The organism is Streptomyces sp. NPDC048288 (assembly GCF_043201555.1).
GTDB lineage: Bacteria > Actinomycetota > Actinomycetes > Streptomycetales > Streptomycetaceae > Streptomyces.
In genome coordinates this window covers 404,880-419,168 of record NZ_JBICZD010000002.1, presented here as the reverse complement: position 1 = coordinate 419,168, position 14,289 = coordinate 404,880, and the positions used below count along the sequence as shown (strand labels likewise).

At 71.3% G+C, this 14,289-nt stretch carries 12 protein-coding genes; 7 read left to right on the top strand and 5 right to left on the bottom strand.

The features are described 5' to 3' along the window. The first annotated feature begins 63 nt into the window (after nucleotides 1–63). Entirely contained in the window at nucleotides 64–1,347 is a 1,284-nt protein-coding gene (locus ACGFZS_RS08215; RefSeq protein ID WP_393794415.1) for an MFS transporter, read from the top strand. 17 nt (nucleotides 1,348–1,364) lie between these two features. Here ACGFZS_RS08215 and ACGFZS_RS08210 read toward each other — a convergent pair whose 3' ends face one another. Next, on the bottom strand, nucleotides 1,365–2,459 hold the full coding sequence (locus ACGFZS_RS08210) for a zinc-dependent alcohol dehydrogenase family protein (protein WP_393794414.1): 1,095 nt from the start codon (nucleotides 2,457–2,459) through the stop codon (nucleotides 1,365–1,367). 204 nt (nucleotides 2,460–2,663) lie between these two features. On the opposite strand from ACGFZS_RS08210, the gene ACGFZS_RS08205 reads away from it, so the two are divergent. Next, complete coding sequence (locus tag ACGFZS_RS08205) at nucleotides 2,664–3,680, top strand: Gfo/Idh/MocA family protein (protein WP_393794413.1); 1,017 nt, start codon at nucleotides 2,664–2,666, stop codon at nucleotides 3,678–3,680. Between the two features lie 62 nt (nucleotides 3,681–3,742). Here ACGFZS_RS08205 and ACGFZS_RS08200 read toward each other — a convergent pair whose 3' ends face one another. From ACGFZS_RS08200 to ACGFZS_RS08185, 4 genes are all read right to left on the bottom strand, one after another. Next, nucleotides 3,743–4,534 carry an ATP-binding cassette domain-containing protein gene (locus ACGFZS_RS08200; protein ID WP_393794412.1) on the bottom strand — a complete coding sequence of 264 codons (792 nt, stop codon included), beginning with the start codon at nucleotides 4,532–4,534 and terminating at the stop codon, nucleotides 3,743–3,745. A 3-nt stretch (nucleotides 4,535–4,537) separates the two neighbouring features. Next, the gene (locus ACGFZS_RS08195) at nucleotides 4,538–5,599 is read right to left on the bottom strand and encodes an ABC transporter permease (protein ID WP_393794411.1); all 1,062 of its coding nucleotides are present in this window, start codon (nucleotides 5,597–5,599) and stop codon (nucleotides 4,538–4,540) included. Between the two features lie 95 nt (nucleotides 5,600–5,694). After that, nucleotides 5,695–6,780, bottom strand: a complete 1,086-nt coding sequence (locus ACGFZS_RS08190; RefSeq protein ID WP_393794410.1) for a sugar ABC transporter substrate-binding protein — start codon at nucleotides 6,778–6,780, stop codon at nucleotides 5,695–5,697. A 402-nt stretch (nucleotides 6,781–7,182) separates the two neighbouring features. After that, complete coding sequence (locus tag ACGFZS_RS08185) at nucleotides 7,183–8,220, bottom strand: LacI family DNA-binding transcriptional regulator (protein ID WP_393794409.1); 1,038 nt, start codon at nucleotides 8,218–8,220, stop codon at nucleotides 7,183–7,185. 119 nt (nucleotides 8,221–8,339) lie between these two features. Between ACGFZS_RS08185 and ACGFZS_RS08180 the strand changes: the two genes are divergently transcribed. From ACGFZS_RS08180 to ACGFZS_RS08160, 5 genes are all read left to right on the top strand, one after another. Continuing rightward, nucleotides 8,340–9,521 (top strand): Gfo/Idh/MocA family protein, encoded by a 1,182-nt coding sequence (locus ACGFZS_RS08180; protein WP_393794408.1) that lies wholly within the window; start codon nucleotides 8,340–8,342, stop codon nucleotides 9,519–9,521. A gap of 46 nt (nucleotides 9,522–9,567) precedes the next feature. Then, nucleotides 9,568–10,581, top strand: a complete 1,014-nt coding sequence (locus ACGFZS_RS08175) for a sugar phosphate isomerase/epimerase family protein (protein ID WP_393794407.1) — start codon at nucleotides 9,568–9,570, stop codon at nucleotides 10,579–10,581. Nucleotides 10,582–10,639: 58 nt separating this feature from the next. Continuing rightward, nucleotides 10,640–11,491 (top strand): sugar phosphate isomerase/epimerase family protein, encoded by an 852-nt coding sequence (locus tag ACGFZS_RS08170; protein ID WP_393794406.1) that lies wholly within the window; start codon nucleotides 10,640–10,642, stop codon nucleotides 11,489–11,491. Between the two features lie 217 nt (nucleotides 11,492–11,708). After that, nucleotides 11,709–13,340: a hypothetical protein gene (locus ACGFZS_RS08165; protein WP_393794405.1), complete on the top strand. Its 1,632-nt coding sequence runs from the start codon at nucleotides 11,709–11,711 to the stop codon at nucleotides 13,338–13,340. A 153-nt stretch (nucleotides 13,341–13,493) separates the two neighbouring features. Next, the gene (locus ACGFZS_RS08160) at nucleotides 13,494–14,285 is read left to right on the top strand and encodes a DUF4239 domain-containing protein (protein WP_393794404.1); all 792 of its coding nucleotides are present in this window, start codon (nucleotides 13,494–13,496) and stop codon (nucleotides 14,283–14,285) included. Nucleotides 14,286–14,289 lie beyond the last annotated feature (4 nt).

The following is a 14,289-nucleotide window of genomic DNA, read 5'->3' as shown; positions in this document are numbered from 1 at the left end:
GCGAACCCCCGTACTCCGCCGTACTCAGCCTCACTCAGCCTCACTCAGAAGGGTGGGCCGCCCATGCCCTCGCCGACCTCGTTGAGCATCCTGCGGGAGCGCCCCTACCGACTCCTGTGGACCGCGCGCGGCATCTCCGCCCTGGGCAACGCCCTGATACCGGTGACCGTGGTCTTCGCCGTCCTGCGTTCGGGCGGCGGAGCCCTGGACGTCGGCACGGTGCTGACCTGCCACGCGGTCGGCCAGGTGGCGATGCTGCCGGTGGGCGGGGTCTGGGCGGACCGGCTGCCCCGCAAACTGGTGCTGATGGCCACCGATGCCGTCCAGGCGTTCTGCTACGGCCTGCTGGCCGTCATGATCTTCCTGCACCGGGCGGCGGTCTGGCAGTTCGCCGTCACCTACACGATCGCCGGTATGGCCATGGCCTTCTTCACCCCGGCGTCCAGGGCCGTCCTGCCCGAACTCGTCGCCGCCGAGCGGCTGCAGCCGGCGAACGCCCTGCTGGGTCTGACCGACAGCACCACCAAGGTGCTCGGCCCGGCCCTCGCCGCGCTGCTGCTGGCGGTCTCCGGGCCGGGCACCGCGATGCTCGTCAACGCCGTCAGCTTCCTGCTGAGCTTCGTCCTCGTCTCCCGCATGCACCTGCACAGACAGGTCCGGCCGTCCGGGAGACAGCACTTCTTCGCCGACCTGCGCGACGGCTGGCAGGCGGTGGCCCGACGCCGCTGGTACCTGGCCAACCTGCTCGCCTGGGGCGTGTGGAACTTCGCGATCGCGTTCTTCTTCGTCCTGGGCCCGGTCGTGATGGAGGACGGGCACGGCGGCGCCACCGCCTGGAGCGTCGTCATGATCACCGGTTCGGTGGGCTCCCTCGTCGGCGGCCTGGCCGCGCTGCGCTACCGGCCGCGCCGTCCCCTGGTCGTCACCAACGCCGCCGCGATGCTCGGCGTCCTCCCGCCGGCGCTGCTCGCTCCGCCCGCCCCGCTTCCCGTCATCGCCCTCGGCGTGGCCGTGACCTTCATCATGACCTCGCTGGTCGGCGAGGTGCTGGCGACCACCCAACAGCAGCTGTTCCCCGAGGAGCTACTCGCCCGCGTCAGCTCGCTGGACTGGATGATCTCGTTGATCGCCATGCCCGCCGGGTACGCCGCCGCCGCTCCGGTCGCCCAGTTACTCGGGACGCGTACGACCCTGCTGGCTGCCGCGGCCCTCATCGGCACCCCCTGCCTGCTGCTGAACCTGCTGCCCGGCGTGCGCTCGGTCCGGCGCCTCCCCGACGGCACCATCGGCATCGAGGGCGAGCGCGACACCGCGGCGACCCGGCCCGAAGCCACGACCGTTCAGTGACCACTAGCCTTCCGCGACTACCCGTTGTCCTCGCCCCGGCCGTCGCCCCGGCCGTCGTCGCGGCCGTCGCCCCGGCCCTCGTCGAAGACGAAGAGCGGCTTGGCGCCATGGGCGGGCGCCTCGGCGAACGCGAGGGCCTCCGCGAAGCGTTCGAGCGGGAACGGCCGGCCCTCGGGGATGGTCAGCACGCCGTCGGCGACGAGGGTGCGCACCTCGGCCAGCGCGTTCAGCGCGTCCGCGGGTGCGGCGGTGCCGAACCAGCGGTTCAGCCAGAAGCCGCGGACCACCTTGGTCTCGTAGATGAGCGAGCGCGCCGACAGCGGAATCGCCAGCGCCGCCGGGTCGGTCTGCCGATGGGTGGAGAGCGCGCCGTAGACCACGACCTCTCCTCCCGGAGCCAGGGCCCGGGACACCTGGGCACCGGTCTCGCCCGCGACGCAGTCGACGGCCTTGCGCACCCCGGCCAGTCCGGCGATCTCGCTCACCCGCCGCACCAGGTCCTCGTCCTCGGTGCAGACGACCTCGTCGCCGCCGAGCGCCTTGATCTCCTCGACGGCGGCGCGCCGCCGCACCACGTTGATCGTGGGAACGCCCAGATGCCTGGCCAGCTGGATGACGAGCCGGCCGACGGTGGAGCCCGCTGCCGTCTGCAACAGCCATTCCCCCGGCTGTACGTCGAGTTCCCGGGCCACCAGGAGCAGCGCGGTCAACGGGTTGACGGCGAGCTGGCAGGCGCTGGAGTCGCTCAGCCGGTCCGGGACCGGCAGCAGCCGGTGCGCGTCGGCGACCAGGTACTCCTGCCAGGTGCCGGACACCCGCGGCCCGGGCACGGCCGGCACGGCGACGGCCACCACCCGCTCGCCGATCCGCAGCCCCCCGGTGTCCGGACCCAGGGCCTCGATACGGCCCACGCACTCCATGTGCCCGCCGACGGCCGGAAACTCGGGGGCGAAACCGTAGCGGCCACGCAGTACATGCAGATCGCTGGCGTGAACCGGGGTCGCCCGCACCCGGATCAGCGCCTGCCCGGCTTCCGGCGCGGGAACGGGCCGGGACTCCAGCCGCAGGACATCGTTCGGCTCGCCGACCTCGCCGGCTACGAGCGCGCGCATCGATCGCGGCATGAGTGACCTCTCGTCTCCCCCGCACCCCTCCCAGCGTGCGCTCCTTCGCGAGCACTGTCCTGTCGTGAGCGGCCGGATCCCGCGTCGGCGAACCTATTGACACGCCATTTTCCGGGCGGCATGGTTCTCGATTCAGAGACGCTTTTAAAGCGCTCTAAATTTATCAACGCATCCGTCGCCAGAGGAATCCCCATGACCGTACGTGTAGGAGTGATCGGGGCCGGCTGGATCGGTCAGGAGCACATCCGCAGACTCACCGAGACCGTGACCGGCGCCCGGATCACGGCCGTCACCGACATCGACCCGGGCCGTGCCGCCGAGGCCGCCGAGCCGGTCGGCGCCCGCGCCCTGTCCGACGGCGCCGCCGTGGTTGCCGCCGACGACGTCGACGCCGTCCTCGTCACCTCCTGGGGCCCCACCCACGCCGAGCACGTCCTCAACGCGATCGCCGCCGGCAAACCGGTCTTCTGCGAGAAGCCCCTCGCCACCACCGCCGAGGACTGCCTGCGCATCGTCGAGGCCGAACGCGCCCACGGCCGCCGCCTGGTCCAGGTCGGCTTCATGCGCCGCTACGACGCCGGCTACCGCCAGATGAAGCAGGTCATCGAGGCGGGGACGATCGGCGAACCGCTGATCGTGCACTGCGCCCACCGCAACCCCACCGTCCCCGAGTCCTACGGCACCGACATGGCCGCACTCGACTCCGCGGTCCACGAGATCGACGTACTGCGCTGGCTCCTCGACGACGAGATCGTCTCCGCCCAGGTGGTCCTGCCCCGCCCCACGAGCAACCGGTCCGAGCACCTCAGGGACCCGCAGATCATGCTCTTCGAGACCGCAAAGGGCGTCCGCATCGACCTGGAGGTCTTCGTCAACTGCCAGTACGGCTACGACATCCAGTGCGAGACCGTCGGCGAGGAAGGCCTGGTCCGGCTCCCCGACCCGGCCGCGGTCGGCGTCCGCACCGCCGGCCGGCACAGCACCGAGGTCCTCACCGACTGGGTCGGCCGCTTCCGCGACGCCTTCGACACCGAGTTCCGCGAATGGATCGCGGGTATCGCGGCCGGCAACGAGCCCACCGGCCCCTCCGCCTGGGACGGCTACGCCGCCACCGTCATCTCCAACGCCACCGTCGAGGCCCGCAGGTCGGCCGCCGTCACCACCGTGGACATGAAGCCCCGCCCGGCCTTCTACGGCGGACAGGCCTGACAAGGGGCAGGGACAGCGCCGCTGTCCCTGCCCCAAGTCGTTGTCGTCGGCTTCCCGCGCGCTCAGGCCTCCGCCTGCAACTGCGCCAGTTCCGCCTCCAGGTCGGCCATGGCCTCGCCACCCGCCATGAGGTCGGTGATCTCCTCGCGGGTGCGTTCGCCCTTGCGGAAGTCGTCGGCCTTCTGACCGCGGATCAGGACGGCGAAGTGATCGCCGACCATCATCGCGTGACGCACGTTGTGGGTGACGAGGATGACGGCGACGCCCTTGGCGCGGGCCTGCATGACGATCCGCAGGACGTGTGCGGCCTCCTTCACCCCGAGGGCGGCGGTGGGTTCGTCGAGGATGAGGACGTTGGCGCCGAAGTAGACGGCGCGGGCGATGGCGAGGGCCTGGCGTTCACCGCCGGAGAGGCTGCCGACGAGGCGGTTGCCGTCGGTGACGCGGGTGATGCCCAGGGACTGCATCTCGCGGACCGCGATCTCCCCGGCGAGCTTCTTGTCGAAGAGCTTGAACGGGCCGAAGCCCTTGGTGGGTTCGGCGCCGACGAAGAAGCACCGGCCCACCCCCATCAGGGGGAACGTGCCGCCGAACTGGTGGACCGTGGCGATGCCTCGCGCGGACGCGTCGCGCGGGCTGTCGAGCTCGACCTTCTCCCCGTCGACCTCGATGGTGCCGGAGGTCGGCTTGTGGAATCCGGAGAGGATTTTGATGAGGGTGGACTTGCCGGCGCCGTTGTCGCCGAGGAGGCACAGCACCTTCCCGGCGTCGACTTCGAGGGAGATGTCCTGGAGCGCGTGGGTACCCAGGAACGACTTGTTGACGCCGGTCAGGCGCAGCAGGGGAGTGCTCATGGGTCAGGCCTTCTTCGTGCGGGGCTTGTAGGACAGGGCGAGGCGGCGGAACGTGTTGTTCATCAGCACGGCGGCGAGGATGAGGATGCCGAGGATGAGGCTGGCCCAGTCGGAGTTCCAGCCGGTGTAGTAGATGCCCTGGTTGACGATCGCGAAGGTCAGCGTGCCGAGGACGACGCCGAAGACCGAGCCGTAGCCGCCGGTCAGCAGCACACCTCCGACCACCACCGCGATGATGGAGTTGAAGACGAAGGACTGGCCGTTGGCGACCTGTGCCCCGTTGTAGAGGATCGTCTGGATGACTCCGACGAGGGCCGCCCCGAAGCCGCTGGACATGTAGAGGGCGATCTTGACGCGGTCGACGGGGATGCCGGTGGCGCGGGCGCTCTCCTTGTCGCCGCCGATCGCGAAGATCCAGTTGCCGTACTTCATCATCTGCAGGAGCACGGTGACGACGGCGGCGATGCCCAGCCACCAGAAGATCGCGACTTCGAACTGGCCGCCGATCAGCTGCCCGAACAGGGCCTTGGACACGGGGTCGGGGTTGACGGGGACGCTGGTGGTGCCGGTCGTCACCCGGGACAGGCCCAGGGTCAGGCCCGCCATGCCGGACAGCGTGGCCAGGGTGATCACCAGTGACGGCACGTTCGTCCGGGTGACGAGGATGCCGTTGAGGAGCCCGACCAGCAGGCCCAGGGCGAGGGCGAGCAGGATGCCGACGATCATCGGGGCGCCCCAGTGGCCGGAGACGATGGCCAGCGTCATCGAGCTGGCCGCGAGGACCGAACCCACCGACACGTCCAGCTCACCGGCGATCATCAGCAGGCCGACCGGTATCGCGATGATGCCCAGCTCCGCGGCGATGTTCAGCCAGCTCGCCGCACCGGCGGGGGCGAGGAACTTGGTGCCGCCGAAGATCGCGAAGAAGACGAAGACGCTGAGGGTTCCGATGAGGGCGCCTGCCTCGGGGCGGTGCCGCAGCTGTCCCAGCACGCTCTCGGACTGCTTCGGCGGGGTGGTGGCCGTTTCTTTCTCGGCCGTGGTGTCGGGGAGTGAGGTTGTCATCGGAGTGGAGTCACCTTCGTGAATCTGGTGGTGCGCGGGGCCGGTCGGGGGGAGGGGCGCCGGGCCCGGGGAGGGGCCCGGCGCCGGTGGGTGGGTCAGCGGACGCCGGCCTTCGCGCCCGCGATCGCCTTGTCGACGTTGTCCTTGGTGACCAGCAGCGGGCCGGTCAGGATCGGGTTCTGGGGCGGCAGCACGCCGTAGGAGAGGTACTGGTTGGCCATCGAGACGACGTAGAAGCCCTGGAGGTAGGGCTGCTGGTCGATGGCGAAGAGTTCGGTGCCGGCCTTGATGCGGTCGAGCTGGCTCTGCGAGAGGTCGAAGGTGCCGAGGGCGACCTTGCTGCCGACGCCCGCCTGCTTGATCGCGGCGGCGGCGCTGTCGGCGTCCCCGACGCCGATCGTCACGACGGCGTCGATGCCGCTGTCCTTCAGCAGCGCTGCCTTGACGGCCTGGGTGACGGCGGACGGGTTGCCGAAGTTGGAGGAGGGCAGCGGGAGTTGCTTGGAGGAGGAGCCCTTGCCGGCCGCGCCGTCCTTGATGCCCTTGCAGCGGGCCTCCTGGTTGGCGGAGCCGGGCACGGTGTTGACGCAGAGGATGTTCTTGGCGCCCTCCTCGGCGAACTTCACACCGCCCGCCTTGCCGGCCTCGTAGTCGTCCGAGCCGACGTACTTCACGGCGCCGACCTTGTTCGCCGCGGCGATGCCGCCCGAGTTGTAGATGAGGACCGTGATGCCCTTGGCGACGGCCTCCTCGATCGCGGAGTCCTGGTTCTCGGGCACCCAGTCCGGCACCAGGATCGCCGTCGGGTTCTGCGAGATCGCGGTCCGGGTGAGCTTGGCGACGTCCGGGCCGAGGTTGTCGTAGTTGGCCGGGCCGAGGTAGGTGACGGTGCCGCCACCGGCCTTGACCAGCTTCGCCGCGTCGTCGACACCGCGCTTGACCGTGGACCAGAACGGGTCGTCGGACTTGCCGCCGATGACGACGAGGGACGCCTTGCCGGACTTCGCGGTGGCGGTCGTGCCGCCGGAGGTGGCCGTCGCCCGGCCCGCGTCGTCGCCCGTGGCCTTGCCGCTGGCGCACCCGGTGAGCGCGGTGGCCGTCAGGGCGAGCAGGCTCACCGCGGTCAGGCCCCTTCTGGAGAGACGGCGGTCGCTGGTCCGCCGGGGCTGCGTGCGTTCCATGTGCGGGGTGCTCCTTCGTGTGGTGCCGGGCGGTGCGTGCGCGGGGCCGGGCAGGGCGCGGGGTGAGTGCTGGGGTGTCGAACCGGGTCGCTCGAAGGCCCGGGGGAGAACCGGCGGGTGCGCGGTGCCGGTGTGTCGCGGGGCGGGCGAGGAGGTGCGTCGGTGATCGGTCGAACGGCTCGTCGCGGGGGTGTCCCGGCACCGGTCGCGGCGATGCCGGACTGCGTGGTGAGTGAGGGTTCCGCGATCTTTTAAATCGCTTTAAGGGGTGGCCAGAGCATGCTGGTGTTTCGGATATGTGTCAAGGCTCTGTTCGCGAATGTGCGCGGTCCCGTTGTCCGCCCGGTTGTTCGTCCGGGAAATGTTGCAACGGCCACGTATTTCCCGCCGCCGTGCCCGGTTTCAGCGCGGTGGGCCCGTTGTTCCTCTGACCACGAGGGAGGGGGCGAGGACGATCTCGCGGGGTTCGGTGCGGCCCTGGTCGAGGCGTTCGACGGCGGCCAGGACGGCCTGGCGGGCCTGTTCCTCGGCCTCCTGGCTGACCGTGGTCAGGTCGAAGCAGGCCAGCCGGGACAGGGTGTCGTCGTCGTAGCCGGCGACGGAGACCTCGCCCGGGACGTCGACCCCGGCCCCGCGCAGGGTCGTGAGCATGCCGATCGCGCTGCGGTCGTTGAAGGTCACCACGGCGGTCGGCAGCTCGTCGGCGTCGATGAGCTGCCGGCCGACCCGGGCGCCGGCCTCCTCGGTGAGGTCCCCGGGCCGGATCCTGATGTGCGTGTCGAGGCCGTGCCTGCGCATGGCGGTGCGGTAGCCGCGGCGCCGGTCGGTGGCGATGACGCCCTTGCCGCCGTCGACGTAGACGATGTCGTGGTGGCCGAGGCCCACCAGGTGGTCGACGACCTGGCCGACGCCGTCGTCGTCGGCGCTGCGCACGGCGTCGAGACGGGTTCCGGTGAGCCGGCGGCCCACCGAGATGACCGGTGCCTGCTGGTCGAGCGCGGCGAGGGTGGCGGCCGGGGCCACCGGGCCGATCAGGATCAGGGCCTCGCAGCGGAACGCGAGGAGGGTCTCGATGGCCGTGTTCTCGTCGCGGGTGCGGGTCTGGGTGCTCAGGACGAGGTCGTAGCCGACCTCCTCGGCCGCCGTGTGCAGATGCTCGACCAGCTCGGCCTGGAACGGGCTGTGCACGTCGATCATGACGCCGAGCAGCCGGCTGCGCTTGCTGGCCAGGGCGCTAGCCGTGCGGTCCGGGCGGTAGCCGAGGTCGGCCGCCGCCTTCAGGACCCGCTGCCGGGTGCGCTCGCTGGGGCCGGGCACTCCGCGCAGCACCAGGGACACCGACGCCGTGGACAGTCCGACCCGTGCCGCGACGTCCTCCAGGCGCGGGCGCGCCGACGCTCCGTTGCCGCCCGTCGGGGCGGCGGAGCCGAGCTCGTCCACACGGCCTCCCGTGGATGTGCGGCGACACCCTTGACATCTACCTGTGACGACGCTGATAGTACCAGCACTTAAAGCGCTTTAAATGACCCTGGCGCAGAGCCGCGCCGGAGAGGAACCTCATGAGCACACGCCCGATCGGGGTGGCGGTCATCGGCGCCGGAATGGCGGGCCGCGCCCACCTCAACGGCTACCGGCAGGCCATGTCCCTGTACGGCGCCGGGCTGCCCGAGGTGCGCCTGGTCGCCGTGGCGGACGCGCACGAGCCGTTCGCCCGGGACGCCGCCCGCCGCTACGGCTACGAGCGGGCCGAGACCGACTGGCGGGCGATCGTCGAGGCCGACGACATCCACGCGGTCAGCGTCGTGGTCGCCAACCACCTGCACCGGGAGATCGTCGAGGCGCTGCTCGCGGCCGGCAAGCACGTGCTCTGCGAGAAGCCGCTCGCCCCGTCCGCGGCCGACGCCGAGGCCATGGTGAAGGCGGCCGAGGGCACCGGCCTGGTGGCCGCGACCGGGTTCACCTTCCGCCGGGCGCCCGCGATCAACGCCGTACGGCAGCAGGTGCTGGAGGGCTCGCTCGGCCCGGTCCAGCACTTCAACGGCCACTACTGGTGCGACTACGGCCACAACCCGGACGCCCCCATGAGCTGGCGCTACCGGGGCGGCCCCGGCTCCGGCGCGCTGTCCGACATCGGCAGCCACCTCATCGACCTGGGCGAGTACTTCTGCGGGCCGGTGCGGACCGTGCAGGGCGCGGTGCTCTCCACGCAGGTGCACGAGCGGCCCGTCCCGCTGGGCACCGCGGTCGGGCACTCGGCGGACGTGGCGGTGGGCCAGGAGCGCGAGCGGGTCGAGAACGACGACATCGCCACCTTCACCGCGACCTTCGCCTCCGGCGCGGTCGGCACCTTCTCCGTCTCGCGGATCGCCCGGGGCCTCGCCAACTCGCTGGGCTTCGAGGTGTTCACGCGGGGCGGCGCGGCGACCTTCGAGCTGTCGCGCGCCGCGGAGTTCACCCTCGCCGACTCGGCGGCCGCCGACCCGGTGGACGGCTACCGGCGCGTGGTGGTCGGCCCCGGCCACCCCTACATCGCGGGCGGCCTGCCGATGGACTTCCCGAGCGTCGGGCACGGCCAGCACGAGTTCTTCGTCTGGCAGGCCCGCGCCTTCCTGGAGCAGATCGCGGGCCTGGACCGGCTGCCGCCGTGTCCCACGCTCGCCGACGGCCTGCACAACCTGCGCGTCATCGACGCGGTCGTCGCCTCGGCCGCCGACGGCGGCACGGCCGTCGTAGTCCAGTGACCCGCGCCCGCACCCGCACCCCTGAGAAGGACCGAGGACACACACCATGAAGCTGGGCCTCTACAACGCCATCCTGCACGACCGGCCGCTGCCCGAGGCGATCAAGGTCGTCGCCGACCTGGGCCTGACCGGCCTGGAGATCAACACCGGCGGCTTCCTCCCGCCGGTGCACGTGCCGACCCTCGACGACATCCTCGTCAGCGACACCGCTCGCGACGACTTCCTCGGCCTCTTCGAGGGCACCGGCGTGGCCATCGCCGGCCTCAACGCCAACGGCAACCCGCTGCACCCCAACCCGGTCATCGGCGAGAAGCACGCCGAGGACGTCCGCCGCTCCATCCGCCTCGCCGCACGCCTCGGCCAGCACCGCCTGGTCACCATGTCCGGCCTGCCCGGCGGCGAACCCGGCGCCACCCGCCCCAACTGGGTCGTCAACGCCTGGAACTCCGCCGCCCTCGACGTCCTCGACCACCAGTGGCGGATCGCCGCCGACTTCTGGCGCGAGACCGACCGCCTCGCCCGCGACCACGACGTCAAGGTCGCCCTCGAACTCCACCCGCAGAACCTCGTCTTCAACTCCGCCGACGTCCACAGGCTCCTCGACCTCACCGGCGCCACCCACGTCGGCGTCGAACTGGACGCCTCCCACCTGTTCTGGCAGCAGATGGACCCGGTCGCCGTCGTCCGCCACCTCGGTGAACTGGTCTTCCACGCCGCCGCCAAGGACGTCCGGATCAACCCCGAGCACGCCGCCCTCAACGGCGTCCTCGACAACAGCTTCCGCCGCCTGTCCCCCGACGAGCCGCGCACCAACCTCGGCGGCGACGAGTGGGCCAACGAGTGGCCGAAGAACTCCGCCTGGGACTTCGTCGCCCTCGGCAAGGGCCACGACACCGCCTACTGGACCGAGTTCCTGCGCGCCCTGCACGAGGTCGACCCCGACATGCTCGTCAACATCGAGCACGAGGACACCGAACTCGGCCGCGTCGAGGGCGTCGCGGCGGCCGCCGGGGTCCTCAAGGCCGCCGACGCGGCGCTGCGGGAGTCCCTGCGGCCGTGAGCCCGGGCGCCTTTGACGGCACACCCCGCCCCCCCCGTGACACCAAGGAGCACCCAGCATGAAGATCGCCCTCGACCCGTACATGATCCGCCATGTCCCGCTGCTGGAACTGCCCGGTGTGGTGGCCGAACTGGGCTATGAGTGGATCGAGTTGTCGCCGCGTGAGGACTTCATCCCCTTCTTCCGGCATCCGCGCGTCGACGACGCGACCGTGGCGAAGTTCCGCAAGGCGCTGGACGCGGCGGGGGTGGGCGTCTCGTCGATCCTTCCGCTGTTCCGCTGGTCCGGGCCGGACGAGGATGCCCGGCAGGCCGCCGTGCGGTACTGGAAGCGGTCGATCCGGATCGCCGCGGATCTCGGGGTCACCAGCATGATCTCCGAGTTCAACGGGCGGCCGGAGGAAGCCGACCGCAGCGAGGCCCAGTTCTGGAGGTCGATGGACGAACTGCTGCCGTTGTTCGAACGGGAGGGCATCCAACTGGCCCTGGAACCACACCCGGACGACTTCGTCGAGAAGGGCTACGACGCGGTCAACCTCATCCGGGGCATCAACCACCCCAACGTCACCTTCCTCTACTGCGCCCCGCACACCTTCCACATCGGCGACGACGCCCCCGGCATCATCGAGTACGCGGGCGACCTCCTCACCCACGTCCACCTGGCCGACGCCTACGACCACACCGCGTCCTCCGGCAACCGCTACATCCTCAACCCGCCCGGCACCCCCGCCCGCATCCACCAGCACCTGAACATGGGGGAGGGCGAGGTCGACTTCGACGAGCTGTTCCGGGCGCTGCGGGCGAACGGCTTCGACGGCACCCTCACCGCGTGCGTGTTCGCGTGGGAGGAGAAGGCGGAGGAGTCCTCCCGGTTCATGCGGGAGAAGATCGGCGAGTACCTGGCCCGCTGACCGGGGCTGACTCCGGGGCTGACTCCGGGGCTGACTCCGGGGTTGGCTCCGGGGCTGACTCCGGGGTTGGCTCCGGGGCTGACTCCGGGGTTGGCTCCGGGGCTGACTCCGGGGTTGGCTCCGGGGCCCGCCGGGGGAGCGGGCGGGGCCCGTGCGATGATCGTGCACCTGTTCGCATCCCGCCCCCGCGTGCCTCACCGATTCCCCTGGAGCCCCCGTGCGCCGGCCTCTCATCGCACCGCTCACGCTCATCGCCGGCCTGATGAGCGTCGCGACCGTCAGCCCGGCGCTCGCCGACACCGCGGACACCGTGCTGCCCGTCGTGTCGGCGGTCGGCGGCGACCCGGACGACGCCGGCTACCTGGAGTTCCACGCCACCTCCGACACCGCGATCGACGCGTCCTCGGTCACCGCGCAGCTCACCCTGCGCGTCTCCGGGGACCGGCCGGTGACGACCGTCACCGGGTTCACCCTCGTCTCCGGCACGGCGGAGGACGGCACCTGGCGCAGCTCCGACCGGCTGGCCCTGGGCACCCACGGCGTCTACGACACGACCGTCGACCTCACCGACGCCGACGGCGACCACCCGGCCTACCTCGGCCAGGGCGAGGTCCGCTACGAGGACCTGCCCGTCTTCAGCGACACCGCCCTGGACCGGACCACGGTGGACTTCGAGCACCCGACGGTCACCGCCACGGGCAAGGTGTCGACGTTCGACCCGGCCACCGGGGCCACCACCCCCGGCTGGACCGGCAGCGAGGTCTTCCTCACCGGGACCCGGTCCTCGGGATCGGGAACCTGGGAGGTCGGCGCCGCCGTCCAGGCCGACGGCAGCTACCAGGTCACCGCCCCCGTCCGTAACTCCGTGTACGTGTACGCGGTGCAGCAGGACTACCAGACGGTCAGTACGGACCATATGACGGTGGACCGGACGATCAGCCCGACCCGGGTCGTCTTCGACAAGGCCGCCGGCACCGCCGCGTACGGCGCCTCCTACAAGGTCGCCGGCACCGCCCAGTACCTGAGCCCCACGACGAACACCTGGACACCGCTGACGGCCGGGGACCCGGACACCGAGGTGCTGCTGTCGGGCCCGAACGGCAACCACGCCTACGAACTCACCGACGGCGGCCGGTTCGGCGAGACGCTGGCCACGGTCACCGGGGACACCGCCTGGACGGGGAGCGTCGGGGGCTTCGGCTTCCTCCAGGCGGGCAGCGCGCAGGCGAGCCTGCACGCCCTCTCGCGCTCCGTCCTCTCCTGGAGCGACCACACCTTCACCGGCGCCGGGGCCGTCCGGGTCAAGGGCCGCCTCAGCGCCTCGGCGGGCTCGCAGCCCACCGGGAGCGTCAAGCTCCAGCAGTCGTCCGACGGCCGCACCGGCTGGACGACGGTCGCGACGGTGGCCACCGACGCCACGGGCGCCTTCGACACCTGGCACACCCTGCGCAAGCCCACCGGCTACCTGCGCCTGTACTACCCGGGCAGCGCGGACGCCACCACGGCCACCAACGGCGTCCTGCACCTGACCCGGGCGGTCACCCGCGTCACCGGCCTCAACGCCTCGCCCGAGCCGGTGCGCAAGGGCCGCACCCTCACCGTGACCGGGACCCTGCAGCGCCAGAAGGGCACCGCCTGGACCGGCGTCTCCGGGCAGAAGGTGACCATCCGCTTCCGTGCCGCCGGCGCCACGGCCGTCACCCGCATGGCGACCGTGACCACCGGCAAGGACGGCAGGTTCACCCTCACCTTCACCGCCAAGAAGGACGGCACCTGGAGCGCCGCCTACACCGCGACCGCCGCGTACCTCGACTCGACCTCGGCCGGCGACTACGTCGACGTCCGCTGACCGTATCCGTATCCGTATCCGTATCCGCGTCCGCCGCCGAGCCGCCGTCACCGTCGGGCGCTCACTCGATGGTGTGAACGGCTTTCGGCCGCACCGCAGTTGCCCGTGGAGCGGGGGTTTTGGCCGGGTGCGTCCGGCCTAGACTCCGCGCACATGTCGCTCTGGCTGCTCAACCACTTCAGCACCTTCACACTGGCCGTCCTCACCGTCGGCGGGACCGTCGTCCTGGCCGTGGGCGGCAGTGTGCTGATGCGCCGCAGGTACCCGTCGCTGGCCCGGGGCGAGCACAACGACATGGTCGGGGTGACGCTCGGGATGTTCGGCGCGATCTACGGCATCATCCTCGCCTTCGTGATCGTCACCCTGTGGACGCAGCTGGAGGACACCCAGACCATCGTCTCCTCCGAGGCCACCGACACGGCGCTCATCGCCCGGGACGCCGCCGCGTTCCCGGCGGCGGTGCGGGCCCGGCTCGACTCCACCCTCAGCGGCTACGTCCACGCCGTCGTCGAGGACCAGTGGCCCCGGATGCGCTCGGGCCACCCCAGCTACGGGACCACCGAGTCCCACCTCCAGGACGCCTTCCACGTGCTCCAGACGTACGACCCGAAGACCGAGCGGGAGCAGGTCTTCTACGAGCAGGCCGTCGGCCATCTCGACGACGTCGCCTCCCAGCGCCGCGCCCGCATCACCATGGCGCGCCAGGAACTTCCCGTGCTGCTCCAGGTGCTGGCCATCGGCGGCGCCCTCGTGCTGGTCCCGCTCACGTTCCTCTACGGCATGCGCAAACTGCGGGTCCAGATGCTGTTCGTCGCCTCGGTCGCCGGGCTGGTCGGCTTCAGCCTGCTCCTGGTCTTCGTCCTGGACCGCCCCTTCGCCGGCGACCTCAGCGTCAGCCCGGCCCCGTACCGGGAAGGGGCCCTCGCCCAGTTCTGGCCGCGGTGAGCCC

Bases quoted from the DNA above. Each gene is read 5' to 3' on its own strand.
- ACGFZS_RS08205 (WP_393794413.1), top strand. From the start codon at position 2,664: ATGACCGTACGTGTAGGAGTGATCGGGGCCGGCTGGATCGGTCAGGAG.
- ACGFZS_RS08170 (WP_393794406.1), top strand. From the start codon at position 10,640: ATGAAGATCGCCCTCGACCCGTACATGATCCGCCATGTCCCGCTGCTG.
- ACGFZS_RS08210 (WP_393794414.1), bottom strand. From the start codon at position 2,459: ATGCGCGCGCTCGTAGCCGGCGAGGTCGGCGAGCCGAACGATGTCCTG.
- ACGFZS_RS08195 (WP_393794411.1), bottom strand. From the start codon at position 5,599: ATGACAACCTCACTCCCCGACACCACGGCCGAGAAAGAAACGGCCACC.
- ACGFZS_RS08180 (WP_393794408.1), top strand. From the start codon at position 8,340: ATGAGCACACGCCCGATCGGGGTGGCGGTCATCGGCGCCGGAATGGCG.
- ACGFZS_RS08175 (WP_393794407.1), top strand. From the start codon at position 9,568: ATGAAGCTGGGCCTCTACAACGCCATCCTGCACGACCGGCCGCTGCCC.
- ACGFZS_RS08160 (WP_393794404.1), top strand. From the start codon at position 13,494: ATGTCGCTCTGGCTGCTCAACCACTTCAGCACCTTCACACTGGCCGTC.
- ACGFZS_RS08215 (WP_393794415.1), top strand. From the start codon at position 64: ATGCCCTCGCCGACCTCGTTGAGCATCCTGCGGGAGCGCCCCTACCGA.
- ACGFZS_RS08200 (WP_393794412.1), bottom strand. From the start codon at position 4,534: ATGAGCACTCCCCTGCTGCGCCTGACCGGCGTCAACAAGTCGTTCCTG.
- ACGFZS_RS08190 (WP_393794410.1), bottom strand. From the start codon at position 6,780: ATGGAACGCACGCAGCCCCGGCGGACCAGCGACCGCCGTCTCTCCAGA.